Origin of the sequence: Rhodococcus sp. P14, from assembly GCF_000256505.1 — a bacterium.
Lineage (GTDB): Bacteria > Actinomycetota > Actinomycetes > Mycobacteriales > Mycobacteriaceae > Rhodococcus > Rhodococcus ruber.
Window position 1 is genome coordinate 1 of the sequence record NZ_AJFC01000247.1, and the last position, 25800, is coordinate 25800.

23 protein-coding genes and 1 pseudogene are annotated in these 25800 nt (G+C 72.6%); 3 read left to right on the plus strand and 21 right to left on the minus strand.

Features of this window, described 5'->3' with window-relative positions:
* Together OEY_RS0117405 and fmt are read right to left on the minus strand one after the other, a co-directional pair.
* The coding region (locus OEY_RS0117405) for an RsmB/NOP family class I SAM-dependent RNA methyltransferase (RefSeq protein ID WP_010595117.1) at positions 1-1238 on the minus strand (1238 nt) is incomplete at its 3' end.
* Entirely contained in the window at positions 1235-2158 is a 924-nt protein-coding gene (gene fmt, locus OEY_RS0117410) for a methionyl-tRNA formyltransferase (protein ID WP_010595118.1), read from the minus strand. The genes OEY_RS0117405 and fmt, both read right to left, overlap by 4 nt.
* A gap of 248 nt (positions 2159-2406) precedes the next feature.
* On the opposite strand from fmt, the pseudogene OEY_RS31210 reads away from it, so the two are divergent.
* A pseudogene (locus tag OEY_RS31210) lies at positions 2407-2766 on the plus strand (rhodanese-like domain-containing protein); the annotation flags it as partial.
* Here the strand turns inward: OEY_RS31210 and OEY_RS31215 are convergent.
* From OEY_RS31215 to OEY_RS0117505, 18 genes are all read right to left on the minus strand, one after another.
* On the minus strand, positions 2666-3811 hold the full coding sequence (locus OEY_RS31215; protein ID WP_010595120.1) for a phosphatase PAP2 family protein: 1146 nt from the start codon (positions 3809-3811) through the stop codon (positions 2666-2668). The pseudogene OEY_RS31210 and the gene OEY_RS31215 sit on opposite strands and share 101 nt — an antisense overlap.
* 114 nt (positions 3812-3925) lie before the next feature.
* Positions 3926-4906: an esterase/lipase family protein gene (locus tag OEY_RS0117425; protein WP_010595121.1), complete on the minus strand. Its 981-nt coding sequence runs from the start codon at positions 4904-4906 to the stop codon at positions 3926-3928.
* A gap of 178 nt (positions 4907-5084) precedes the next feature.
* Entirely contained in the window at positions 5085-7103 is a 2019-nt protein-coding gene (locus OEY_RS0117430; RefSeq protein WP_010595122.1) for a primosomal protein N', read from the minus strand.
* Between the two features lie 21 nt (positions 7104-7124).
* Positions 7125-8339: a methionine adenosyltransferase gene (gene metK, locus OEY_RS0117435; RefSeq protein ID WP_010595123.1), complete on the minus strand. Its 1215-nt coding sequence runs from the start codon at positions 8337-8339 to the stop codon at positions 7125-7127.
* Positions 8340-8489: 150 nt separating this feature from the next.
* Positions 8490-9773 (minus strand): bifunctional phosphopantothenoylcysteine decarboxylase/phosphopantothenate--cysteine ligase CoaBC, encoded by a 1284-nt coding sequence (gene coaBC, locus OEY_RS0117440; RefSeq protein WP_010595124.1) that lies wholly within the window; start codon positions 9771-9773, stop codon positions 8490-8492.
* A complete protein-coding gene (rpoZ, locus tag OEY_RS0117445; protein ID WP_003935406.1) occupies positions 9770-10072 on the minus strand; it encodes a DNA-directed RNA polymerase subunit omega in 303 nt (100 codons plus the stop codon). The genes coaBC and rpoZ overlap by 4 nt, the downstream gene beginning before the upstream one ends.
* On the minus strand, positions 10069-10716 hold the full coding sequence (gene gmk, locus OEY_RS0117450) for a guanylate kinase (protein ID WP_010595125.1): 648 nt from the start codon (positions 10714-10716) through the stop codon (positions 10069-10071). The genes rpoZ and gmk overlap by 4 nt, the downstream gene beginning before the upstream one ends.
* A 67-nt stretch (positions 10717-10783) precedes the next feature.
* Positions 10784-11104 carry an integration host factor, actinobacterial type gene (gene mihF / locus OEY_RS0117455; RefSeq protein WP_003935409.1) on the minus strand — a complete coding sequence of 107 codons (321 nt, stop codon included), beginning with the start codon at positions 11102-11104 and terminating at the stop codon, positions 10784-10786.
* Positions 11105-11515: 411 nt separating this feature from the next.
* On the minus strand, positions 11516-12340 hold the full coding sequence (gene pyrF, locus OEY_RS0117460) for an orotidine-5'-phosphate decarboxylase (protein ID WP_010595126.1): 825 nt from the start codon (positions 12338-12340) through the stop codon (positions 11516-11518).
* Positions 12337-15744 carry a carbamoyl-phosphate synthase large subunit gene (gene carB, locus OEY_RS0117465; RefSeq protein ID WP_010595127.1) on the minus strand — a complete coding sequence of 1136 codons (3408 nt, stop codon included), beginning with the start codon at positions 15742-15744 and terminating at the stop codon, positions 12337-12339. The genes pyrF and carB overlap by 4 nt, the downstream gene beginning before the upstream one ends.
* Complete coding sequence (gene carA / locus OEY_RS0117470; protein ID WP_010595128.1) at positions 15745-16908, minus strand: glutamine-hydrolyzing carbamoyl-phosphate synthase small subunit; 1164 nt, start codon at positions 16906-16908, stop codon at positions 15745-15747.
* A 96-nt stretch (positions 16909-17004) separates the two neighbouring features.
* Positions 17005-17511 (minus strand): PH-like domain-containing protein, encoded by a 507-nt coding sequence (locus OEY_RS0117475; protein WP_010595129.1) that lies wholly within the window; start codon positions 17509-17511, stop codon positions 17005-17007.
* Positions 17511-18830, minus strand: a complete 1320-nt coding sequence (locus OEY_RS0117480; protein ID WP_010595130.1) for a dihydroorotase — start codon at positions 18828-18830, stop codon at positions 17511-17513. The genes OEY_RS0117475 and OEY_RS0117480 overlap by 1 nt, the downstream gene beginning before the upstream one ends.
* A 65-nt stretch (positions 18831-18895) precedes the next feature.
* The gene (locus tag OEY_RS0117485; protein WP_010595131.1) at positions 18896-19840 is read right to left on the minus strand and encodes an aspartate carbamoyltransferase catalytic subunit; all 945 of its coding nucleotides are present in this window, start codon (positions 19838-19840) and stop codon (positions 18896-18898) included.
* On the minus strand, positions 19837-20436 hold the full coding sequence (pyrR, locus tag OEY_RS0117490; RefSeq protein ID WP_010595132.1) for a bifunctional pyr operon transcriptional regulator/uracil phosphoribosyltransferase PyrR: 600 nt from the start codon (positions 20434-20436) through the stop codon (positions 19837-19839). The genes OEY_RS0117485 and pyrR overlap by 4 nt, the downstream gene beginning before the upstream one ends.
* 191 nt (positions 20437-20627) lie before the next feature.
* A complete protein-coding gene (gene nusB, locus OEY_RS0117495; protein WP_010595133.1) occupies positions 20628-21137 on the minus strand; it encodes a transcription antitermination factor NusB in 510 nt (169 codons plus the stop codon).
* Positions 21138-21701, minus strand: a complete 564-nt coding sequence (efp, locus tag OEY_RS0117500; RefSeq protein WP_010595134.1) for an elongation factor P — start codon at positions 21699-21701, stop codon at positions 21138-21140.
* Between the two features lie 35 nt (positions 21702-21736).
* Complete coding sequence (locus OEY_RS0117505) at positions 21737-22831, minus strand: M24 family metallopeptidase (RefSeq protein ID WP_010595135.1); 1095 nt, start codon at positions 22829-22831, stop codon at positions 21737-21739.
* A 101-nt stretch (positions 22832-22932) separates the two neighbouring features.
* On the opposite strand from OEY_RS0117505, the gene OEY_RS0117510 reads away from it, so the two are divergent.
* Both OEY_RS0117510 and OEY_RS0117515 read left to right on the plus strand, forming a co-directional pair.
* On the plus strand, positions 22933-23505 hold the full coding sequence (locus tag OEY_RS0117510; RefSeq protein WP_010595136.1) for a B-4DMT family transporter: 573 nt from the start codon (positions 22933-22935) through the stop codon (positions 23503-23505).
* A 72-nt stretch (positions 23506-23577) separates the two neighbouring features.
* Positions 23578-24798: a patatin-like phospholipase family protein gene (locus OEY_RS0117515; RefSeq protein ID WP_010595137.1), complete on the plus strand. Its 1221-nt coding sequence runs from the start codon at positions 23578-23580 to the stop codon at positions 24796-24798.
* Positions 24799-24819: 21 nt separating this feature from the next.
* Here OEY_RS0117515 and OEY_RS0117520 read toward each other — a convergent pair whose 3' ends face one another.
* On the minus strand, positions 24820-25704 hold the full coding sequence (locus OEY_RS0117520) for a DUF2236 domain-containing protein (RefSeq protein WP_237713759.1): 885 nt from the start codon (positions 25702-25704) through the stop codon (positions 24820-24822).
* Between the last annotated feature and the right edge of the window lie 96 nt (positions 25705-25800).

Consider the following 25800-nt stretch of genomic DNA (forward strand, 5'->3'; position numbering starts at 1 on the left):
ACCACCCCACCCGGCCGCAGCAGCCCGATCGCCGAGGCGAGGAGCTGCTTCTGCAACCGCACCAGCTCGGCGACGTCGCCGGGGTTGCGCCGCCACCGGGATTCGGGCCGGCGACGCAGGGCGCCGAGCCCGGTGCACGGCGCGTCGACCAGGATGCGGTCGTAGCCGGCCCCCAGGCCGGGCTCGCGGCCGTCGGCCACGTGCACCGTGACCGGGAGGCCGCGGGTGGACTTGCGGACCAGTTCGGCGCGGTGCTCGACCGGTTCGACGGCGTCGACGGTGAAGCCGTCGATGTCGGCGAGCGCGCCGAGCAGGGCGGCCTTGCCGCCCGGGCCGGCACACAGGTCCAGCCACCGGCCCCGATCGGGTCCGTCGAGCGGGGCGAGGGTGAGCGCCCGCGCCACCAGCTGACTGCCCTCGTCCTGGACGCCGGCCATGCCCTCGCGCACGGCGTCGAGCTTGCCGGGATCACCGCCGGCATCGAGATGCACGGCGTAGGGCGACCAGGGCCCGATCTCGCCACCGGTGGCCAGCGCGAGTTCCTCCGCGGTGATCACCCCCGGGCGGGCCACCAGGTGCACCACCGGTCGGGCGTCGTCCGCCGCGAGCACCTCCTCGAGCTCCCCGGCGTCCGGGCCGAGCGCGACCGCGAAGGCCTTCGCGATCCACTCCGGGTGCGCATACCGGAAGGCCAGGTGTCCCACCGGGTCGCGAGCCGGGTCGGGGGCGAGCTCGGCGATCCACTGTTCCTCCGGCTTCTCCGCGACGCGGCGCAGCACCGCATTGACGAAGCCGGACTTGCCGTGGCCGAATTCGCCGCGGACGATGTCGACACTCGTCGCGACGGCCGCGTGCGGGGCGATGCGGGTCCGCAGCAGCTGATACGTGCCCAACCGCAGGGTGTCCAGCAGCGCCCCGTCGATCTCGGTGACGGGCCGGTGGGCACAGGCGGCGATCACGGCGTCGAGCAGGCCCTGGGCGCGGGCGGCGCCGTATGTCAGCTCGGTGGCCAGGGCGGCGTCGCGCCCGTCGAGTCGTCGCTCGCGCAGCAGCGCCGGCAGCACCAGGTTGGCGTAGGCGTCGCGCTCCCGGACGGCGCGCAGCACGTCCCGGGCGGCGAGCCGAGCCTGGTCGAGGCCGGCCTCGGCGGGCGACGGCCGGCGGGCCTGCCGGGGCTTGTTGTTGCGGTCCCCGGGCCCGCGGCGGGACCGGCGGGCGGGGCGGCGGGACTCGGTCACTGGGCGCGTACCTCCGGGTCGAGGCGGGCGCCGCGAACCCAGTCCGCGGCCGCCATCGTCTTCTTGCCGGGCGGCTGGACCTGCCCGAGTCGCACGGCGGTGCTGCCGGTGCCGACGAGGACACCGTCCTTGCGGGCCAGGATCTGCCCGGGCGCGAGGGTCTCGTCGGTGCCGGTCACGGGTCCGAGCTTCACGCGCAGGTCGCCGATCATCGTCCAGGCCCCGGGTGCGGGCGTGACCGAACGGATGTGGCGGTCGACGAGGTGTGCGGGACGGTCCCAGCTCACCCGAGCCGACTCGACGGTGACCTTCGGGGCGTGCGAGACGCCGTCCGGGGGTTGGGGCACCGCCGTGAGCATCCCGTCCTCGAGGCCGTCGAGGGTCGATTCGAGCAGCACGGCTCCGGAGTCGGCGAGCCGGGCGAGCAGATCTCCCGCGGTGTCGTCGGGCCGGATCGTCTCGGTGACCACCCCGTAGACCGGGCCGGTGTCCAGGCCCGCCTCGAGCCGGAACGTGCTCGCGCCGGTCACCTCGTCCCCCGCGGCGAGCGCGGCCTGGACGGGCGCGGCGCCGCGCCAGGCGGGCAGCAGCGAGAAGTGGAGGTTCACCCAGCCGAACTTCGGGATGTCGAGCACCGGCTGCGGGATGAGCGCGCCGTAGGCGACGACCGGGCAGCAGTCGGGGGCGAGTTCGGTCAGCCGGGCGACGAAGTCGGGGTCGCGGGGCCGCTCCGGGGTGAGGACCTCGATGCCGTGTTCGTCGGCGAGCTGCCCCACGGCCGAGCGGACGACCCGCCGTCCGCGGCCGGCGGTGGTGTCGGGCCGGGTCACGACCGCGACCACCTCGTGGCGCGGCGAGTCGAGCAGGCGGCGCAGGGCCGGTACGGCCGGTTCGGGGGTCCCGGCGAACACCAGCCGCACGTCAGCGGCCCGTCCGCGGGCGGGAAACGAGGCCCCGGCCCCGGGACGAGGACCGTGCTGGGCCGACCGAACTGTTCACGAATGCTGCTCCCGGATCTCGACGACGAATGGTGCCCTCAGTCTAGGGACCGGGCCTGCGGGCGGTGACAGCCGTCCGCGAACCCGACGGGCCGGGCCGGGCGTGACGAATCCCGGCACCCGTCGGGCCGCGTCGATAGGCTGAGCCGATGGCAGAGACGCGAGAACGGATGGAACGGTCCCCCCGGGTGCGCTCGGCGGATCCCGCGGGCGTGCCCTGGCCGGCGGCGCAGGAGCAGGACGTGGTCCTGGTGGACACCACGTGGGGCGAGCTGCAGCCGCTGCAGTGCGCGCCCGGGGTGGTGACCGTCGGCGAGCTGGAACTGACCGAGCTGGTCGCGAACGGAGCGGTGCTCGTCGACACCCGGGTCCCGGACTCGCGCAAGGGCAGGTCCATTCCGGGCGCGATCAATCTGCCGCACGGCCGGATCACGGAGCTGCGGGACCGGCTCGATCCGTCCCGGGTGTCGATCCTGTTCTGCAACGGCCCGCAGTGTCCGCAGTCCCCGATGGCGATCCGGGAGCTGCTCGAGGCGGGGTACCCGGCGTCCGCGCTGGCGTACTACCGCGGTGGCCTGCACGACTGGGTGACGCTGGCGATGCCGCTGGAGCAGGTGGACTGACCTGCGGGGCACGCCGCGCCCCGCGGCGCGCCTCCCAGGCTCGGGCGGCCAGGACGGCGAGCCCGACGTAACCCCAGCCGAGCAGCACGTCGACCAGGTAGTGTTCGCCGCCGTAGACGAGCGTGAAGGCCATGGCCAGCGGGAACGCCACCAGCAGGGCCCGCATCCAGGCGCGCCGCGCGATCGGCCACAGGGCGACCGCCACGAGCAGGGCGAATGCCGAGTGCAGCGACGGCAGCGCGGCGACCGGGTTGCCCTGCGCCTCCAACCATCGGGTGCCGACGTCGATGGGCACTACGCCGAACCCGAAGCCGGTGACCCGGCCGACGCCTTCCGGCAGGACGCCCACCTCGGACGCATACCACGGCGGGGCCGCCGGCACGAGGATGTAGGTGATGAGCCCGAAGTACGACAGGAGCAGCACCCGTCGCATGTATCCGGCCCAGCGCGCCCGCGACTGCAGGTACAGCACGGCCGCGAGCAACCACGGCACGAGGAAATGGCTGGGGTAGACGACCGAGGTGAGCATCGTCCAGCCGGGCCGCTCCCCGTCCGCGCCGAGCAGGCGTTCCTGCAGCCACACCGTCGGGACCGTGCCGAACAGCCAGCTCTCCACGGCGACCAGTTCGTGTATTCGAACGGGCAGGCCGAGTTCGTCGGCGATGCCACGGGTGTGGTCGTAGACCACGAGCGCCGCGACCAGGGGCAACCAGTCGACGACGACGCGCACGTGCCCGCGCCACGGCCGGTCGATCGCGAAGGCGATCAGCCCGGCGACGATCCAGGCCGCCTGGTACACCCGGTCGGCGGGGATGCCCATCGTGACGACGGTGCCGACCAGCGCGATGAGGTACCCGCACCGCGCGGCCACCCGGAGGTACTGCCGCGGCGGCACGAGCTGCGGCGCCCGCATCACCGCGAGAGCCCGGGCCGGAAGCGAGGGGGCGTTCACCGCTACCTCCCTTCGGCGCGCCGTCCCGGGCGCCGGTGACCGTCGTCCGCAGGGGCTCGTGCCGCCCGCATACCCATGATCGGGGTACCGGACACGCCCCGGGGACGGAACGGCTCAGGAGTTGCTCTCGATGATCAGTTCGGGGATGCCCGTGCCGAGCCGCACCGGGACACACTCGCCGGGGGCGTACCGCTCGGGGTCGAGGGCGTGCCGGATCACGGTGAGCGAGAACGGGTCGTACACCATGTTGAAGTGCCCGGTCTGATCCGGTGGGCACAGGTCCTGGATCATCAGGTTGACCGCCCCGGGTCCGCGCAACGCGACGTTGGTGGCCGGCTGGATGACCTCGTCGACGCGGGATCCGATGGTGGTGTAGCGGACGCCGGGAACGGTGTCGACCGGGGTGTTGAGCTCGGTGAGCAGCTCGGAGCCCTGCAGCTGCTGCGCGAGGGCCACCGAGAAGAAGTCCTCGACCGCGCCGGTGGCGCCCGGAGCGGCCACGACCGCGGCGCCGAGCCCGTAGAAGGTGCCGCCGTAGCTCGGCGAGGCCACCCCCACCCAGCGGTCCACGACGGCCGAGCCGCCCAGCCGGTTGACGTAGTACCGCGCGACGGTCGCACCCTGCGAGTAGCCGACGAGGTCGACCTCGTCGGCGCCGGTGCCGGCACGCACCCGCTCGACGAACGTCCCGAGCTGCGCGGCGCTGACCCGGATGTCGCCGGTGCCGTACTCGTCGGCACCGTCGGCCTTGCCGTAGTCGAGGGCGAACACGCACCATCCGGCATCGGCGAGCATCGGTGCGACCGCGGCCCAGTCCGAGTAGGAGTTGGAGTCGGTGCCGTGGGCGAGCACCACCGGTCGTGGATGCTCCGGAGACGGCACGCACCCGAAGTCGTTCGACCGCGCCGGCGCCGTTCCGGGATGCTCCTCGGCGTAGCCGGCGGCCTGGGCGTGGGTGGTGGCCACGGGGCCCGGGTCGACGGGTACGGACGCCGACGACCCCGGCGCGGCGGTGACGGCCGCGGCGCCCGTGACGGCCGCGGCGGCCACCGCGATACCGGCCAGCGCCCCGGCAATCCTGCGTGCGCCGTTCACGGCCCCTCCCTCCGGCTCGCCCGCAGCCGGGCTCCCGTCACCAGAATCGACCCCTCGGGACCTATCGTGACACAGGTGCGCCCCACCGGCATGTCATCTTTCCGCAGGTGACGGGGGGTTCTTCCCGTCCTGCCACCCGGGGCGATCCTCCGCGCGGCGCCGGAGGCCGTGGCGGCCGTCACCCGACGCGCAGCGGATCGATCTGCACCCGCAACGCCCCCTCGCCGCGGCGGGCACTGCGGGCGGCCTGCGCCTCACGCAGGGCGCGGCCGAGCGCGAGGCCCCGGCCGCGCGGCACCCGGATCACCATGCGCTGCACCTCGTCCGGCTCGGGATCGTCGGCCCCGAACGGCAGCCGCTCCCCCGGCGGCAACGGCACCGGCCCGAGCACCTCCGCCTCCGGCGGGAGCGTCGCGGCGGCCAGCAGGTCGGCGACTGCGGCGGCGGTGCCGTCGACGGCGGCCATGTGCACCGCCGGCGGGAAGCCGACCTCGGCGCGCTCGGCGAGCTGGGACTGCGCGTGCCCGATCGGGTCCCACCGCACCAGTGCCTGCACGGTGGGGATGCCGGCGTCTGCGACGACGACGACCTGGCCGCCGTCGGCGAAGGGCCGCACCAGCGACGACGCGGTGAGCCAGCGACGCATCGTCTCCTCGGCGGCCCGCAGGTCGGCGCGGCCGAGCAGGGCCCACCCGTCGAGCAGCAGCGCCGCGCCGTACCCCCCGGCGGCGACGGGTTCGGCGCCCACCGTGGCCACGACGAGCGCCGGTCCCGCCGGGGCGGTGGCTTTGACCTCCGTCCCACCGGAGGTGACCACCGGGACACCGGGGAACGCCCGGCCGAGTTCCTCGGCGGTGCGCCCGGCGCCGACGACGACGGCGCGCAGGGCACGAGCACCGCACGCGTGGCAGCGGTGGGTGGCGTCGGCGATGCCGCACCAGCGGCAGGCGGGGGTCGCGGCACCGTCCGGGCCGGCGGCCTGCGGCAACGCGAGCGGGCCGTTGCAGTGCCGGCAGCGGGCCGGGGTCCGGCACTTGGCGCACGCCAGCGCAGGCACGTAGCCGCGGCGGGGCACCTGCACGAGCACCCCGCGGTCGGCGCCCAGGGCGGCGCGGGCGGCGGCGAAGGCGATGGCCGGCAGGCGGGCGGCGCGGGCGGCGGGGTCGCGGGCGAGGGCCTGGTCGCTGTCGGCGAGGGCGGTGATCTTGGGGGCGCTGGCACGGACGACGTCGCGGGGGGCGGCGAGGTCGTGCGCCCATCCGGTGTCGACGAGGGCCTGGGTCTCGGCGGTGCGGGCGTGCCCGGCCAGGACGACGGCGGCACCGGTGGCGTGGGCTCGCAGCAGCGCCACCTCTCGGGCGTGCGGGTACGGCGCCCGGGGCTCGGAGTGCAGGTCGTCGCCGTCGTCCCACACCACGAGCAGGCCGAGGGCGGGGGTGGGAGCGAACACCGCGGCCCGGGTGCCGACGACGATGCGGGCGGTTCCGCGCAGCGCCGCGAGCCAGCGCCGGTAGCGCACGGCCGGACCGAGCCCGGCGGCGAGCCCGACGACGCAGTCGGCGCCGGCCATGTCGGCGCAGGCGGTCACGACCCGGTCGAGGTCGCGCTGGTCGGGCACCACGAGCACCGCGGCGTGGCCGGTGGCGGCGACCGCCGCCGCGAGTTCGGCCAGGCGACGGGGCCAGTCCTCCCCGGGCAGGGACTGCCAGGCCGCGCGGGGGGCGCGGCCGGCGGCGAGGGCGTCGAGGAAGTTCTCGCCGTGGCGGTATCGGGACCAGGCGATCCGGTCGACGGCCGGTGCCGCGGTGGGCGGTGCGGGTGGCGGGTCCTCCGCCTCGACCCGGGCGTGCCGCGGGGGCACCGCGAGTCGCAGCACGTCGGCTCGGGTACCGGCGTAGCGGGCGGCGACGGCGTCGGCGAGGGCGGCGATCTCGGGGGTCAGGACGACCTCGGGCGAGACGATCCGGTCGAGCCAGCCGAGCCGGCCCGTGTGCTCGCTGGTCGGCGCGCGGGACAGCAGGAAGCCGTCGACGAGCCTGCCGGCGAACCGGACGCGCACCCGCACGCCCGGTCGCGCCTCGGCATCGAGCTCACGCGGGATCAGGTAATCGAATTCGCGGTCGAGGTGCGGCAACGGCAGCAGCGGCAGGATCCGCGCCACCGGATCCGTCTCGGCCGCGGTCCTGTCGGTGGCCACCCGGACCGTCGAGGGGTCGGGTTACAGACCGGCGGCGGCGCGCAGCTTCTCGGCCCGGTCGGTGTTCTCCCACGGCAGGTCGATGTCGGTGCGGCCGAAGTGCCCGTACGCGGCGGTCTGTGCGTAGATCGGCCGCAGCAGGTCCAGGTCCCGGATGATCGCACCCGGTCGCAGGTCGAACACCTCGGTGATCGCCTGCTGGATCCGTGCCGGGTCGGTCTTCTCGGTGCCGAACGTCTCGACGAACAGTCCCACCGGGGCGGCCTTGCCGATGGCGTAGGCCACCTGCACCTCGAGCCGGCCGGCCAGGCCCGCGGCCACGGCGGTCTTGGCGACCCACCGCATCGCGTAGGCGGCCGAGCGGTCCACCTTCGACGGGTCCTTGCCCGAGAACGCGCCGCCGCCGTGCCGGGCCATGCCGCCGTAGGTGTCGACGATGATCTTGCGGCCGGTCAGGCCCGCATCCCCCATCGGGCCGCCGAGCACGAACGACCCGGACGGGTTCACCAGCAACCGCAGGCCGGCGGTGTCCAGGCCCGCGAGGCTCGGGTCCGCCAGCACCGCCTCGACGACGTGGGTACGCAGGTCCGGGGTGAGCAGGTTGTTCAGGTCGATGTCCGCCGCGTGCTGGGTGGAGATCACCACGGTGTCCAAGCGGACCGGGCGGTCGCCGTCGTACTCGATGGTGACCTGGGTCTTGCCGTCCGGCCGCAGGTACGGCAGCACCCCGCTCTTGCGGACCTCGGTGAGCCGGCGCGAGAGCCGGTGCGCCAGCGCGATCGGCAGCGGCATCAGTTCCGGGGTGTCCGAGCAGGCGTAGCCGAACATCAGGCCCTGGTCGCCGGCGCCCTGCCGGGCCACCTCGTCGTCGGTGAGCACCCCGGTGCGGGCCTCGTGCGAGACGTCGACGCCGCCGGCGATCTCCGGGGACTGCGCGCCGATGGCGATGTTGACCCCGCAGGAGTTGCCGTCGAAACCCTTCGAGGACGAGTCGTAGCCGATCTCGAGGACCCGGTCGCGCACGATCTTCGGGATGTCCGCGTAGGCCGAGGTGGTGACCTCCCCGACCACGTGCACCTGCCCGGTGGTCACGAGGGTCTCGACCGCGACGCGGGCGCGGGGGTCTTCGGTGAGCAGCGCGTCGAGGACGGAGTCGCTGATCGCGTCACAGATCTTGTCCGGGTGTCCCTCCGTCACGGACTCACTGGTGAAAAGCCGACCGCCGGTCTTGCTCACGGAACTCCCTCTCGACTGGTTGTGTCTAGCTCGAACGATATGGGCGACGCTACTGTTCCGGCCGCGCCGACGCGAGACTTTCGCTCACGGGCGCGCCCCCGACGTCACGGGCGCGCCGCCCCCGACGTCACGGGCGCGCCGCTGCCAGGGTCACGACCGGTCCTGCGCCAGCAGCGGGCGCAGTGCGTCGAGGACGCGGCTGGCCATCAGCGCCTTGGAGCCGTGCGCGAGGGCGGTCTCGGAACCGTCTGCCGCCAGCAGCCACCCGTCGTTGTGGTCGACCTCGAACGCCTTCCCGTCGCCGACGGCGTTGACCACCAGCAGATCGCAGCCCTTGCGGGCCAGTTTGGCGCGGGCGTGGGTGAGGACGTCGCCCTCGGCGTCGCCGGTCTCGGCGGCGAAACCGACGATGACGGTGCTCGCCGGCAGCGTGCCCTCGGTGCGGGCGGCGACCAGCCCGGCGAGAATGTCCTCGTTCTTGGTCAGCGCGATCGCCTCCGGCTCGCCCGCGCCCTTCTTGATCTTGCTGGTGGCGAAGGTGCTCGGCCGGAAGTCGGCGACGGCGGCGGACATGACGACCGCGTCCGCACCGGCGGCATGCTTGGTGACCGCGGCCTGCATCTGGGCGGCGGTCTGGACCTGCACCACCTCCACCGCGGCGGGATCGGCCAGCCCGGCCACCGCCCCGGCGACGAGGGTGACGTCGGCGCCGCGCTGGGCGGCGAGCCGGGCGAGGGCATAGCCCTGCTTGCCGGAGCTGCGGTTGCCGAGGAACCGCACCGGGTCCAGCGGTTCGCGGGTGCCGCCGGCGGAGACGACGATGCGCCGCCCGGTCAGATCCCGCGGCAACGCGTCCGGTCGTTCGAGCAGCAGCGACGCCAGTCCGAAGATCTCCTCGGGTTCGGGGAGCCGGCCGGCGCCGGTGTCGTGCCCGGTGAGCCGGCCGGAGGCGGGCTCGACGACGACGGCGCCGCGGCGGCGCAGCGTGGCGACGTTGTCCACCGTCGCCGGGTGTTCCCACATCTCGGTGTGCATCGCAGGCGCGAACACGACCGGGCACCGCGCGGTGAGCAGCGTGGCGGTGAGCAGGTCGTCGGCACGGCCGTGGGCGGCGCGGGCCATCAGGTCGGCGGTGGCGGGGGCGACGACCACCAGGTCGGCCTCCTGTCCGAGCCGCACGTGCGGAACCTGCGGCACGTCGGCGAACACGCCGGTGTGCACGGGGTTGCCGGACAGGGCCTCGAAGGTGGCGCGGCCGACGAACTCGAGCGCCGAGTCCGTCGGGATGACCCGCACGTGGTGTCCACTTTCGGTGAACGCCCGGATCAGCGCGCAGGCCTTGTAGGCGGCGATGCCGCCACCGACGCCGACGACGATGCGGCGGCGTTGCGCGAATTCCGAGTGGTCCGCGGTGCCCGCGGCGCGCTGGCTCACTCGCCTTCGGCGTGCTCGAGCAGGTCTGCGTGGATCTCCCGCAGCGCGATCGACAGCGGCTTCTCCTGCAGGCCGGGCTCGACGAGCGGGCCGACGTACTCGAGGATGCCGTCGCCGAGCTGGTTGTAGTAGTCGTTGATCTGCCGGGCACGCTTGGCTGCGTAGATCACCAGCGCGTACTTCGAGGAGGTGCGCTCGAGCAGCTCGTCGATGGGCGGGTTGGTGATGCCCAGCGGGGTGTCGTAGGCCGGCAGGTCGTGGCCGGCGGTGTCGGACACGGCTGCTTGGGTGCTGCTCACTCGGTGTTCTCCTGTGTCGTTCCGGAGCTCTGGTGGGGCCCGGGATTCGGGTTCGAGGCGGGGAAGGTCGTGATCGGCTGCGGACGGTCGGGGCGATCGTCGCGGGGACCGACCAACAAGGATACCAATTCGTCGCAGGCGCGGTCGACGTCCTCGTTGACGATCACCGTGTCGAACTCGTCGCGGGCGTCGAGTTCGGTCCGGGCGGTCTCGAGCCGGCGGCGGACCACCTCGTCCGATTCGGTGCCGCGGCCGGTGAGGCGGGCGACCAGCACATCCCAGCTCGGCGGCGCCAGGAAGGCCAGCACGGCCTCCGGCATGGCGGCGCGCACGGAGCGGGCGCCGGTCAGGTCCACCTCGACGAGCACGGGGCGTCCCGAGGCGAGCGCGTCCCGCACGGGACCGGCGGGGGTGCCCGAGCGTTGCAGCCCGCCGTGGATCTCGGCCCACTCGAGCAGGTCCCCGGACTCGATCATCCGATCGAACTCGTCGCGGCTGACGAAGTGGTAGTCCACCCCGTTCACCTCGCCGGGCCGGGGGTCGCGGGTGGTGGCCGACACGCTGAACAGCAGGTCGGGCACCCGGCTGCGGAGCCGGCGGACAACGGTGGACTTCCCGACGGCGGAGGGGCCGGCCAGCACCACCAGCCGGCCCCTCCGCGTCGTGGAACCGCTGTCCGACACGGTGTGTGCGTCAGCTACCACCGGTCGCTCAGGCGTCGAAGTCGAACCTGGCGAGCAGCGCCTTGCGCTGACGGTCGCCCAGGCCGCGCAGGCGGCGCGTCGGGGCGATCTCGAGTTCGGTCATGATCTCCTGCGCCTTGACCTTGCCGACCTTCGGCAGGGCCTCGAGCAGGGCGGACACCTTCATCTTGCCGAGGATCTCGTCGTTCTCGGCATCGGCCAGGACCTGCTTGAGGTCGGTGCCGCCGCGCTTCAGGCGGTCCTTGAGCTCAGCCCGGGCGCGACGGGCAGCAGCCGCCTTCTCCAGAGCAGCGGCGCGCTGCTCGTCGGTCAGCTGGGGAAGGGCCACGGTTCCTCCGTCTCATCGTTGGCAATCAGTCTCATCCGCCGGTTAACCAGCGGCGATAGCGACCGTACTCACGCCGGACGACGATTGCGAACCCACCCCCCGGCGTTTCGGCTCGAAAACACGTGCGGTAGTGCGCCCGCAGCGTGGCCCGCGGGCGGGTCCGGCCCGGGGACGTAGGCACCGCCCCTCACCTCGGCGAACCCGGCATCGCCGCAGGTAGCGGCGTTGTGGATGGCAGTTCGGCCCGGCGCGGGTGCCGGTCTGCGGGCCGGCGCCGGCGCCGGCGCGTCCACGCCGGAAACGGCCCGGAAAAATTTCCGCGCACGAGCGTGTCGGGGGGCTCCCACCTGCACCGGAACGGACATCCGGCCCGGAGCCGGGAGCCGGATCCGGGCCGGATGTCCGGGGCCGTCAGGCCCGCAGGAAGGCGAACGCGTCCACGGTGCGGGACACGGCGTCGCGCAGCGCCGCGGGCGTCGGGCCCGCCCGCAGCACCTCGCGGGAGACGTTGGGCACGACGGCGTCGAGGCGGTCGCCCGCCAGCCGGCGCACGTCCTCCGCGGTGCCGCCCTGGGCGCCCACCCCGGGCATCAGGATCGGGCCGTGCAGCGCGCTCAGGTCCGGTGCCCGGGTGAGGGTCGCGCCCACGACGACGCCGACGGAGCCGAGCGTGTCGGCGCCGGCGTTGCGGGCCGCGGCCTCGTCGACCATCACCTGCGCGACGCTGCGCCCGTCGGCGGTGCGCGCCTGCTGCACCTGGGCGCCCTCGGGGTTGGAGGTGGCGGCGAGGACGAACACCCCGCGCCCGTCGACGGCGAGGCGCAGGGCGGGCTCGAGCGCGCCGAACCCCAGGTACGGCGAGACGGTGACCGCGTCGGAGCCCAGCGGGGACGCATCGGTCAGCCACGTGCGGGCGTACGCGTCCATCGTCGAGCCGATGTCGCCGCGCTTGGCGTCCGCAAGGACGAGGGTGCCGGCGCCGCGCAGGGCCGTCACGGTGCGCTCGAGCACCGCGATGCCCGCGGCACCGAACGCCTCGAAGAACGCGACCTGCGGCTTGACGAGGGCCACCCGCCCGGCGAACGCGTCGACACACGTCCCGGCGAACCGCTCGAGGCCCGCGACGTCGACCGGCAGCCCCCACGCCGCGAGCAGTTCCGGGTGGGGGTCGATGCCCACACACAGCGGCCCGCGCTCGGCGAGGGCCGCGTGCAGACGCTGCCCGAACGTCGTCACGACGCCGTGTCCGCGAGTCCGTCGCGCAGCCCTCCGACGCCGCCGGACGCCCCGGCGTCCTCGCGGAGGCTGCCCTGGTCCTCCCGGAGCCCGGCGTGCATCTCCTGCAGGGAACGGACCCCGATGTCGCCACGGATGGCGGCCTCGATGCCCTGCACGGCCGCGGAGGCACCCTGCACGGTCGTGATGCACGGGATGTTCGCGGCGACGGCCGCGGTGCGGATCTCGTAGCCGTCGATGCGCGGCCCGGAGTTGCCCCACGGGGTGTTGATCACCATGTCGACCTCACCGGCGCGGATCTTCTCGACGATGGTGTGGGCCCCCTCGGGCCGTTCCTCCTCCGACACCTTGTACACGTGCTCGCACGGGATGCCGTTGCGGCGCAGCACCTCCGCGGTGCCGATGGTGGCGAGCACCCGGAAGCCGAGGTCGGCGAGCCGCTTGACGGGGAAGATCAGCGACCGCTTGTCCTTGTTGGCGACCGAGACGAACACCGAGCCGGAGGTGGGCAGCGAACCGTAGGCGGCGGTCTGGCTCTTGGCGAACGCGGTGCCGAAGTCGTCGTCGATGCCCATGACCTCGCCGGTGGACTTCATCTCCGGGCTGAGCAGCGAGTCGATGCCGGTGCCGTCGGCGCGGCGGAACCGGTTGAACGGCAGCACCGCCTCCTTCACCGCGACCGGGGCGTCGACCGGGGCGTGCCCGCCGTCGCCGTGGGCGGGCAGGATGCCCTCGGCGCGCAGGTCGGCGATGCTCTCGCCCATCATGACCCGCGCGCAGGCCTTGGCGAGCTGCACGGCGGTGGCCTTCGAGACGAACGGCACGGTGCGGGAGGCACGCGGGTTGGCCTCGAGCACGTAGAGGACGTCGTCCTTGAGGGCGTACTGCACGTTGAGCAGGCCCTTGACGCCGATACCGTGCGCGAGGGCCTCGGTGGAGCGGCGCACGTTCTCGAGGTCGGACCGCCCGAGGGTGATCGGCGGCAGCGCGCACGACGAGTCGCCGGAGTGGATGCCGGCCTCCTCGATGTGCTCCATGATGCCGCCGATGTAGACGTCGGTGCCGTCGCACAGGGCGTCGACGTCGATCTCGACCGCGTCGTCGAGGAAGCGGTCGACCAGCACGGGCCGGTCCTCGGAGATCTCGGTGGCGCGGGAGATGTAGCTCTCGAGCGCGTTCTCGTCGTAGACGATCTCCATGCCGCGCCCGCCGAGGACGTAGGACGGACGGACCAGCACCGGATAGCCGATGCCGGCGGCGATGTCGCGGGCGCCCTCGAAGGTGGTGGCGGTGCCGAACTTCGGGGCCGGCAGGCCCGCCTCGGTGAGCACCCGGCCGAACTCGCCGCGGTCCTCGGCCAGGTCGATGGCCTCGGGGCTGGTGCCCACGATCGGCCCCCCGGCGGCCTTCAACCGTCGCGCGAGCCCGAGCGGGGTCTGGCCGCCGAGCTGGACGATGACCCCGGCGACGGTGCCGGACTGCGACTCGGCCCGGTACACCTCGAAGACGTCCTCGAAGGTGAGCGGCTCGAAGTAGAGACGGTCGGCGGTGTCGTAGTCGGTCGAGACCGTCTCGGGGTTGCAGTTGACCATGACGGTTTCGTAGCCGGCCTGCGACAGGGTCAGGGCGGCGTGCACGCACGAGTAGTCGAACTCGATGCCCTGACCGATGCGGTTGGGGCCCGAGCCGAGGATGAGCACCTTCGGCCGCTCGCGCTGCTCGGCGACCTCGGTCTCGGCGTCCGGGTCGAGTTCGTACGTCGAGTAGTGGTACGGGGTCTTGGCCTCGAACTCGGCGGCGCAGGTGTCGACGGTCTTGTACACCGGATGCACGCCGAGCTGCTCGCGCAGGGCCCGCACCGCGTCCTCGTCGCCGAGTTCGGGGCGCAGCGCCGCGATCTGCCGGTCGGAGAAGCCGTGGTGCTTGGAAAAGCGCAGTTCCCGCTCCCCGAACGTCTCGGCGGCGCGCACCGTCTCCCCCAGCTCGACGATCTGCTGGATCTGATCGAGGAACCACGGGTCGATCTTGGTGGCGTCGAACAGCTGCTCGACGGTGGCGCCGAGCTCGAAGGCCTTGGCGATGCCGTAGAAGCGGCCGTCGTGCGGGACCTCGAGCTCGCCGAGGAGGGTGCCGAGATCGGCCGCCTCGACCTCGGGGCCGGTCCAGAACCCGGAACGCTTGGTTTCGAGGGACCGCAGGACCTTGCCGAAGGCCTCGGTGAAGTTGCGGCCGATCGACATGGCCTCGCCGACCGACTTCATGGTGGTGGTGAGGGTGCCGTCGGCGCCGGGGAACTTCTCGAACGCGAAGCGCGGAGCCTTGACGACGACGTAGTCGAGCGTCGGCTCGAAGCAGGCCGGCGTCTCCTTGGTGATGTCGTTGACGATCTCGTCGAGGGTGTAGCCGATGGCGAGCTTGGCGGCCATCTTCGCGATCGGGTAGCCGGTGGCCTTCGAGGCCAGCGCGGACGACCGCGACACCCGCGGGTTCATCTCGATCACCACGAGACGACCGTCGCGCGGGTCCATCGCGAACTGGATGTTGCAGCCGCCGGTGTCGACGCCGACCTCGCGCAGGATCGCGATCGACAGGTCGCGCATCTTCTGGTATTCGCGGTCGGTCAGGGTCATGGCGGGGGCGACGGTGACCGAGTCGCCGGTGTGCACGCCCACCGGGTCGACGTTCTCGATGGAGCAGACGATCACGACGTTGTCGCGGCCGTCGCGCATGAGCTCGAGCTCGTACTCCTTCCAGCCGAGGATGGACTCCTCGATGAGCACGTTCGCGGTGGGCGACGCGGCGAGGCCGCCGCCGGCGATGCGCTCGAGGTCGGCCTCGTCGTAGGCCATGCCGGAGCCGAGGCCGCCCATGGTGAACGACGGGCGCACCACGACGGGGTAGCCGAGCTCGGCAACGGTGTCGCGCACCTCGTCCATCGTGTAGCAGACCCGCGAGCGCGCGGACTCGCCGCCGCACTTGGCGACGATGTCCTTGAACTTCTGCCGGTCCTCGCCGCGCTGGATGGCGTCGAAGTCGGCGCCGATCAGCTCGACGTCGTACTTGGCGAGGATGCCCTGCTCGTGCAGGGCGACGGCGGTGTTGAGCGCGGTCTGCCCGCCGAGGGTGGCGAGCACCGCGTCGATCGGGGTGCCCTTGGCCTGCTCGGCGGCGATGACCTTCTCGACGAACTCGGCGGTGATGGGCTCGACGTAGGTGGAGTCGGCGAACTCCGGGTCGGTCATGATCGTGGCCGGGTTGGAGTTGACGAGGGAGACCCGCAGGCCTTCCTCGCGCAGCACGCGGCACGCCTGGGTGCCGGAGTAGTCGAACTCGCAGGCCTGGCCGATGACGATCGGGCCGGAGCCGATGACGAGGATGTGGGAGAGGTCGGTACGGCGTGGCATCTAGTTCTTCTCTCCCTCGAGCATGCTGGTGAACCGGTCGAACAGGTAGGAGGCGTCGTGCGGGCCGGCCGCCGCCTCGGGGTGGTACTGCACGGAGAAGGCGGACCCGTCGAGCAGGCGCACGCCCTCGACGGCGCCGTCGTTGGCGCAGGTGTGGCTGATCACGGCCCGGCCGAACGGGGTGTCGAACTCCTGGCCCGCCTCGCCCTCGAGCGCGAAGCCGTGGTTCTGGGCGGTGATCGCGATCCGCCCGGTCTCGTGTTCGATGACCGGGATGTTGATGCCGCGGTGCCCGAACTTCATCTTGTAGGTGCCCAGGCCGAGGGCGCGGCCGAGGATCTGGTTGCCGAAGCAGATGCCGAACAGCGGCAGTCCCTGCCCGAGCACTTCCTTGGTCAGGTGCACCGCGCCGTCCGCGGTGGCCGGGTCGCCGGGACCGTTCGAGAGGAAGACACCGTCGGCCTTCAGGTCCAGGATGTCGTGCAGCGTCGCGGTGGAGGGCAGCACGTGCACGCGCATGCCGCGCTCGGCGAACATCCGCGGCGTGTTGGTCTTGATGCCGAGGTCGATCGCGGCGACGGTGAAGCGGGCCTCGCCGTCGGGCTCGACGACGTAGCCGCTGGTGGTGGTGACCTCGCCGGCGAGGTCGGCGCCGAGCATCGACGGCTGGCTCCGGACCCGGTCGAGCAGCTCGGCGTCGTCGGCGAGGGCGTCGCCGGAGAAGACACCCGCCCGCATCGAGCCGCGGGTGCGCAGATGCCGCACCAGGGCGCGGGTGTCGATCCCGGCGATGCCGACAATGTTCTGCCGCTCGAGTTCGTCCTGCAGGGAGCCGGCCGCGCGCCAGCTCGAGGTGCGGCGCGACGGGTCGCGCACGACGTACCCGGCGACCCAGATCTTCGCGCCGGCGGGGTCACCGGTGGGGCCGACGGACTCGTTGTCCTCGGCGTTCCACCCGGTGTTGCCGATCTGCGGGGCCGTGGACACCACGATCTGCCGGTGGTAGCTGGGGTCGGTGAGGGTCTCCTGGTAGCCGGTCATGCCGGTGCTGAACACCGCCTCGCCGAGGGTCTGGCCCACCGCACCGAAGACGGTGCCGCGGAACGTGCGACCGTCCTCGAGCACCAGTATCGCGGTGTCCGTGTCGAAGTTGTTGCCGCTCATGCGTTCTCTCCGTTCTGCTCGACCTCACCGGAGCTCGCCGCATCAGCCGAAATCTCGCGTGCCGTCGTCGCTGTACCAGCCGTCCAGGCTGTCGTCCTAGCTGTCACTGTCCCGGTGATTCTCGTTCGTCTCCTGCACCCACTGGGGGTAGATGGTCTTGTCGTCGCCGCGGAATCCGGTGTCGATCTCGGTGCCGGACGGCAGCTGCCAGCGGATCACCAGCACCCCGTCCTTGGTCATCACCTTTCCCGCGAGGCCACGTTCGGTGCGCACCGCCCGGATCGAGTCCTGCGGGATCCAGATCGGCGAGGCGCCGTCCCGTTCGAGCAGCACCCCGGCGCGGTAGCGGCTGATCTCGCCGGCCGCGCGGTGGCCCAGGTCGCCGACGGCGACCCGGTCCTGCCAGCTCGGCGCGAGGGTACTGCCCACGTACAGGCCGGTGCTCGGGGCCACCAGCTGCTCCCCCAGCTCGGCCGGCACCGGCGGGAGGGCACCGACGGCCTCGGCCTGGCGGCGGCCGCGGCCGCGCCAGCCCTTCCACATCAGCAGGACCAGCACCACCCACAGGGCGACGAAGCCGAGCGTGAGCCACAGGCGGTCCATCACCGCACCCCGCTTCCGGTGCCGGGCCGGACCGCTCCGTCGAGTGCGGTGATGCGGCCGCGCAGCACGGTCGCAACGACCTTGCCGGGCAGCGTCATCGCCTCGTACGGCGTGTTGTGCGCCACCGAGGCCAGCTCCGGTCCGCGCACCGTCCATTCGGCGTCGGGGTCGACGAGCACCACGTTGGCGGGCTCGCCCACCTCGAGCGGGCGCCCCTGGTCGTCGAGGCCGACGATCTCGGCGGGCCGTTCGCTCATCACCTTCGCGACGCCGCGCCAGTCCAGTAGCCCGGGACGGACCATCGTCTCGACGACGATCGACAGGGCCGTCTCGAGCCCCAGCATGCCGGGCCGGGCCTGCGAGAACTCGCAACACTTGTCCTGCTCGGCGTGCGGGGCGTGGTCGGTGGCGATGCAGTCGAGCACGCCCTCGGCCAGTCCGCGGCGCAGCGCCTCGACGTCGGAACGCTCGCGCAGCGGCGGGTTGACCCGGTTGATGCCGTCGTAGGTCTCGAGCCGCGAATCGTCGAGCATCAGATGATGCGGGGTCACCTCGGCGGTAATCGGGATCCCTTGTGCCTTGGCCCATTTCACCAGTTCGACGGTGCCGGCGGTGGAGGCGTGGCAGATGTGCACGCGGGCTCCGGCGTCCCGGGCGAGCAGGGCGTCGCGCGCGACGATCGACTCCTCGGCCGCGCGCGGCCAGCCGGCCAGCCCGAGACGCGCCGCGGTGGGCCCCTCGTGCGCGACGGCCCCGGCGGTCAGCCGCGGCTCCTCCGCGTGCTGGGCGATGAGCACCCCGAGCGAACTCGAGTACTCCAGCGCCCGCCGCATGATCAGCGGATCGTGGACGCAGTGCCCGTCGTCGGAGAACATCCGGACGCGGCCGACGCCGGCGGCCATGGTACCCATCTCGGCGAGCTGCGTGCCGGCGAGCCCGACGGTGACGGCACCCACGGGGTGCACATCGACGAGGCCGACCTCCTGCCCCCGTCGCCACACGTGGTCGGTGACGACGACGGAGTCCGCGACGGGGTCGGTGTTGGCCATCGCGAACACCGCGGTGTAGCCGCCGAGCGCCGCGGCCGCGGATCCGGTGTCGATGGTCTCGGTGTCCTCGCGGCCGGGCTCACGCAGATGCGTGTGCAGGTCGACGAAGCCGGGCAGCAGGATCCGTCCGGCGCCGTCGATCACCTCGGCGTCGGGGCTCGCCTCGAGGTCGGGGCCGAGGGCGAGGATCTGTTCGTCGCCGAGCAGCACGTCGGTCGGCGCACCCTCCCCGTAGACGAGCACGTTGCGGATGAGCACCTGCGGCGACACCGAATCTTCTCCTGTCCCACTGTTCTTCGTCTTCTGCGCGGACGTCCGGTCCGCATACGCGTCGGTCATGCGATTGCGCTCTCCGTGCCGACGAGCAGCCGGAACAGCACGGCCATGCGCACGTGCACGCCGTTGCTCACCTGCTGCAGCACCGCGGTCTGCGGGGCGTCGGCGACCGCGGAGGCGATCTCCATGCCGCGCAGCATCGGGCCGGGGTGCAGCACCACGGCGTGCTCGGCGAGCATCGCCAGTCGCTTCTCCGACAACCCGTAGCCGATCGAGTACTCGCGCGCCGACGGGAAGAACCCGCCGTTCATGCGTTCGGCCTGCACCCGCAGCATGAGCACCGCGTCGAGGCCGGGCAGTTCGGCGTCGAGGGAATGGGAGACGGTGACGGGCCAGGTCTCGACGCCCACCGGCAGCAACGTGCGCGGCGCGACGAGCACCACCTCGGCCCCGAGCGTGGACAGCAGCAGGGCGTTGGAGCGCGCGACCCGGCTGTGCAGGATGTCGCCCACGATCGCGATGCGCCGGCCGGCGATCGATCCGAGCCGCTGCCGGAGGGTGAGCGCGTCGAGCAGGGCCTGCGTGGGGTGCTCGTGGGTGCCGTCGCCGGCGTTGATCACCGCCGGTCCCCCGCCGTCGCCGTCGCCGGTCCATTCGGCGATCCGGTGCGCGGCGCCCGACGCGGGGTGCCGCACGATCAGGGCGTCGGCGCCGGCGGCGTGCAGGGTCAGCGCGGTGTCGCGCAGCGATTCGCCCTTGGCGACCGACGAACTCGACGCGCTGACGTTGATGACGTCGGCGCTCATCCACTTGCCGGCGACCTCGAACGAGACCCGGGTGCGGGTGGAGTTCTCGAAGAACACCGTCATCACGGTGCGGCCGCGCAGGGTCGGCAGCTTGCGCACCTCACGGCCGAGCAGCGCCTGCTCGAACCGTTCGGCCTCGTCGAGAAGCTCGGTCGCGGACTGCTCGGTCAGGTCCGCGATGGAGAGCAGGTGCTTCACGAAATCTTGCCTCCGGAGATCACCACGGCGTCGCGGTCGTCCTGCTCGGTGAGCAGGACCCGCACGTCCTCGGCGCGGGCGGTGGGGACATTCTTGCCGACGTAGTCGGCGCGCAGCGGCAGTTCGCGGTGCCCGCGGTCGACCAGGACGGCGAGCTGCACCGCGCGGGGCCGGCCCAGGTCGCGCAGGGCGTCGAGGGCGGCGCGCACCGAGCGACCCGAGAACAGGACGTCGTCGACGAGGACGACGAGGGCGTCCTCGACGCCGCCCTCGGGCACCGATGTGCGCTCGAGCGGCCGGTGCGGCTTGGTGCGCAGGTCGTCGCGGTAGAGGGTGATGTCCAGGGAGCCGACGGGCACGCGCACCCCGGAGAACTCGGCGATGCGTTCGGCGAGCCGGTGCGCGAGGGTGGTGCCGCGGGTGGGAATGCCGACGAGGACGACGCGGGGGGCTTCACCCGCGGGGGCGTCGAGCGCGGTCTTCTCGATGATCTGGTGCGCGATGCGGGCGACGGTGCGACCGACGTCGGCTGCGGAGAGCAATTCGCGGGCCGGACCGGGCGGGGATGCCGGTGACCCGTCTTCGGACATGGCCATACTGCGACCTCCTTCTCCGCCTCGCTGGACGGATCGTTAAAGGATGCCTGACGGTGCTCCAGCCTAGCAGCGGCCGGTGCCCGCCAGACACGGATGCGGGGTGAGGCCCGACACAGGCCGGGGTCCCCGAAGCGGCGAGCGGGCCCGGCCGGCGACCTCCGTCGCCGGCCGGGCCCGCTCCCGCTGCGTTGTCAGGGCCGCTCGGAGTCCCGCTGCCCGGCCGGGTCGGCGGCGCGCGACGAGGTGGCCGCCGCGGCGGCACGCACCTGGTCGGCGAGCGCCACGATCTGACCGAGGATGCCGTTGACGAAGGCCGGCGAATCGTCGGTGGACAGCTGCTTGGCCAGCTCGACCGCCTCGTCGACGGCCACCACCGGCGGCACGTCGGGGGCGTGGAACAGCTCCCACACCGAGATGCGCAGGATCGCCCGGTCCACGGCGGGCAGCCGCTCGAGCGTCCAGTCGTGCAGGTGCTCGGCGATCACCTGGTCGAGCTCGTCGAGTCGCTCCGCCACGCCGCGCACGACGGTCTGCGTGTACGGCGGGATCTGCGCGACCTGGTCGTCGGTGACGGCGAGCGCGATCCGGTCGGCGGCGAGACCGACCGGATCGATGTCGCGGGCCTCGGCCTCGAACAGCAGATCCACGGCGCGCTTACGCGCCTTGTGCCGGGCTCCGAGTTTCTTCTGCGTACCGGACACTCAGGAATTCACTCGCCCGAGGTAGCTGCCGTCACGGGAATCGACCTTGAGCTTGTCACCGGTGTTGATGAACAGGGGCACCTGGATCTCGGCGCCGGTCTCGAGGGTCGCGGGCTTGGTGCCGCCGGTCGAGCGGTCGCCCTGCAGGCCGGGATCGGTGTGGGTGACCTCGAGTTCGACGGTGACGGGCAGTTCGACGAACAGCGGGGTGCCCTCGTGGGTGGCCACCTGCACCTGCATGTTCTCGAGGAGGAATCGGGCGCCGCCGCCCAGGGTCTCCTCGCTGATCGAGATCTGGTCGTAGGTCTCGCCGTCCATGAAGACGTAGTCGGTGCCGTCGTGGTACAGGTACGTCATGTCGCGACGGTCGACGGTGGCCGTCTCGACCTTCACGCCGGCGTTCCAGGTCTTGTCGACGGTCTTGCCGGAGAGCACGTTCTTGATCTTCGTGCGGACGAACGCCGGCCCCTTGCCGGGCTTGACGTGCTGGAACTCGATGATCTGCCACAGCTGACCGTCGATCTTCAGCACGAGCCCGTTCTTGAAATCGCTGGTATCGGCCACTTGGTTTCGCGTCTCCTAGAGTCGAGGTACCGCCCTTATACGACGGTCAATGTCTTGTCGGTGAGTGTGAGCAGCTCCGGTCCCTGCTCACGCACCACGAGCGTGTCCTCGATCCGCACGCCTCCGCGCCCGGAGAAGTACACGCCCGGTTCGACGGTCACCGCCGCACCGCAGGCAAGTGTACCGGTCGCGGCCTGGCCGATTCCGGGTGCTTCGTGGATCTCCAGACCGACGCCGTGGCCGAGTCCGTGCAGGAACAGCTCACCGTGGCCGGCGGCGGCGATCACGTCGCGGGACGCGGCGTCCACGGCGGCCAGGTCGACGCCCGGCACGAGCGCCGCCCGCCCGGCCGCCTGGGCGCGCGCGACCAGGTCGTACACGTCACGCTGCCAGTCGGCGGCCCGGCCGAGGACGTAGGTGCGGGTCATGTCGGAGTGGTATCCGCCGACCTGTGCACCGAAATCGAGCTTGACGAAGTCGCCGGCGGCGAGCACGGCGTCGGTGGGCCGGTGGTGCGGCACGGCCGAGTTCGCCCCGGTCGCGACGATCGTCTCGAAGGAGATGCCGTCGGCGCCGTGGTCGAGCATGCGGGCCTCGAGATCGCGGCCGACCTGCCGTTCGGTGCGGCCCGGGCGCAGGCCGCCGGCGGCGACGAGATCGGCCAGTGCCCGGTCGGCCACGGCGCACGCCGCCGCGAGCAGCCCGACCTCGTGTTCGTCCTTGACCATGCGCAACTGCTCGACCAGCCCGGGCGCGGGGGTGAGGGTGAGCGGGCTGTCCAGCCCCGCCCAGCGCACGTGCGCGTCGACGGTGACGACATGGCTCTCGAAGCCCCACCGGGCCGGCGTCGCCGCGGAACGGACCAGGTGATCGGCGCTGGCGCGGGCGATCTCGGCCCGCAGATCGGGCACCTGCGCGGCGACCTGGGTGAGGTAGCGGCCGTCGGTGCACACGACGGTGCGGGACTCGTCGAGGTCGTCGTCGGTGGTGACGAGCAGCGCGGCGTTCGAGCCGGTGAATCCGGTGAGGTAGCGGATGTTGAGCAGGTCGGTCACCAGGAGCGCATCGAGGTCGCGGTCGGCGAGCAACCGGCGCAGCGCGGCGCGGCGGGCGGAGTGATCGGCGGACATGGGGTCAACGTACTCCCGCGCCGACAGCCGGGACGGCCGTCGACGGTCACGAATGTGGGGCGGGACACATCCGCGCCGATCCAGACGTTACTCTGAGGTACATGAAACCCTGGTTGCTTCGCGGGCTCGGCCTGACCCTCGTGCACGTGCTGGTACGGGTCCTGCTGGGGGTCGCCCTGGTGCAATGGCCGCTGCAAGGCTCGATGCTGCGGATGGTCGCGTTGGCCGTCGTCGTGCTCGCCGCGATCGTGTGGGCCGGGCTCGACGGGATCCGCGATCAGCGGGCGCACCCGCAGTCGGAGGACGGGGCGGACCTGACGATGCTGTGGCTGAAGGCCGCGGCGGTCACCGGTCTCGCCGCCGGCCTGCTGACGTGGCTGATCGACACGGTCGGTCCGATCCAGGTCGGGGTCAAGTCGCTGTTCTTCGAACTGACCTCGGGTGCGGCGTTCACCGTGCTGCTGGTGTTCGTTCCCGCGACGGCCGCGGTGATGCTCGGGCGGCTGCTGGTGCGTCGAGATCAGCGCAAGTCTGCGGCGACGGGGACGGCGACGGGGAAGCCGGACGACGGGCCGGCACCGGTCACGGCGTCCGCTACCCCGGATCAGGGGTGGCGTGACGACGACGCGCCCACCGAGGTGTTCGAGCGGATCGACCCGGACCGCCGCCCCTGACACCTACCCGGGTCCGCACCGTTGGCGGAGAATCGGGTCCGCGGCCCGGAGCGGGCAGGTACCGTTCGGCCCATGGCCGGACGCGGGACGAGCGGCACCCACGGACGCCGGCGGACGGCGCTGGTCGTCGCGGGCGCGGGTGCGCGCGGCGCGTATCAAGCCGGCGCGATCACGACCCTGCTCCCCCGGATGACGCGGCACCACGGAGCGCCCCGGATCCTCGTCGGGACCAGCGCCGGCGCCATCAACGTGGTCGGGCTCGCCGCGTTCGCCGACGAGGGACTGCCGACGGCCGCCGAACGGCTCGTGGACCTGTGGACCGGGGTGGTCTCGTCCGACGTGTACTCGTCGGTGCACAGCGTGCTCGGCACCGGCGCGGCGTTCCTGGGTCAGGCGATCGGTTTTCCCCGCACGCGTCTCGTCAGCCTGCTCGACACGACCCCGATCCGGGGGACCCTGCAGCGCCTGGTGCCGTGGGACCGGCTGCACGAGAACATCCGGGCCGGGCTGGTGGACGCGGTCGCGGTCGCGACGACGTCCGTGGCCACCGGCGGGACGGTGGTGTTCGTGGAGAAGAACGCCTCGGTGCCCCTCCCCGAGTACGACATCCGCCGCAACATCAGCTACGTCGAGACGACCCTGACCGTCGACCACCTGCTGGCGTCCTCCGCGGTGCCGATCCTGTTCCGGCCCATCCACGTCACCGATCGGTGCGCCCCGCAGCGCTCCGGCTGGTACATCGACGGCGGTCTGCTGCTCAACACCCCGATCAAGCCCGCGCTCGTGCTCGGCGCGAACGACGTCGGCGTCGTGGCGACGCAGCCGCGGATGTGGCCCCCGCCGGTGTCCGCGCGCACCGGCAGGCGCCGACCGGCACCTCCCGACGTGGCCGGCGTCGCGGCCCTGGCGCTGCGGGCGATGCTCGGCTACCGGATGATCGAGGACCTGCACACGCTCGAGTTCCGCAATGCCCGCATCGCCCAGACCCGAGCCGTGTCCCCCACCGACCGTCCCATCGGGATCGACTTCGCCGGCCCGCCGCCCGGCCAGGCCGGGCGGATCGCCGAGATCGCGGAAGGGGTGGTCCGTCGCCGCCCCGCCGTGCGCCGGTTCCTGCGCAACCCCGCGCCGTCCGTCGTCGCACGATTGATCGGTGGCGACGACGAGGATCGCGGCGACCTGCTCAGCTTCCTGCTGTTCGATCCCGAATTCACGTGCGCGATCGCCGAACTGGGTCGCGAACACGGCGCCGAACCGAGCACCGCACAGCCTGCCGCCGAGCTCCGGGCCTGATCCCCGCGCCGATCCGGGCGGTCAGGGCCGTCGCGCCGGGGCCGGGCGCCGATATCCCACCGCATCCCGGTCACGGGGCCCGTACCGCGCCGTCCCGAAGGTCTCCACGAAACTGCGGTCGCGCCGTACCGGCCGCAGCCCGGTGGCGGCGAAGTAGGTGCGCACCGCGGATCGCGCGACGTAGGCCAGAGCGGGCCGCGGCTCGGGCAGGCTCTGCACGGCCCGTAGGCGGTCGTCGCAGAACGTCGACAGCACCTCCGGCGCGAGCGGTCGCAGCGGACCCGGAAACCAGCGGTCCGCGAAGTCGTCGACGAGTCGCCGGGTCACGGCGAGCCCGTCGTCGGTGCGCGCGTATTCCGCGGCCTCGAAGTCGGCGGTCCACCGCGCGAGCTCGTCGCGGGAGCCGGGGATGTCCGTGATGCGCTGGGCGGCCGCCACGCCGCGCCAGAAATGCCACTGCGCTTGAAGTTCCGTCCCGGAGAACGGCCGGGACCCGACGAGCGCGGCGATACGCTGCGGTTCGAGCACGAGCGTGGCGAGCGTGTAGAGCGAGTCCTCGTTGCGGATTGGGAAGTGCCCGTGGATCTCGTTGAGCCGCTCGATCCATGCGAGCCCCTCGGACGTGTCGTAGCCGAGTTCGAGGAACTTGCCGAAGAACACCATCGTGTCGTCGTTGCGCTTCGCCGTGCGGACGACGATGTCGCCGCGTCCGCGGCGGTGCAGGATCTTCGCGATGCCGGGCACGGCCACCTGCCGGATGAACGACACCGTGAACAACGCGTTGACGAGCATCGCGTTCCCGTGCAGGACCTCGAGCGAGAGTCGAGCGACGGCGCGATCGTCGCGGAGCGGATCGAGACGCTCGATTTCCCGTCGGACATGCCGTCCGATCGTCACATTCCTCATTCGTCCTCCGTCGCTCTCCCGGCCCCCGTAGTGGACAACATATGTTGTCCACTACGGGCGGGTCAACGGCCGTTCCCGGTCCGACCGATCGGTCCG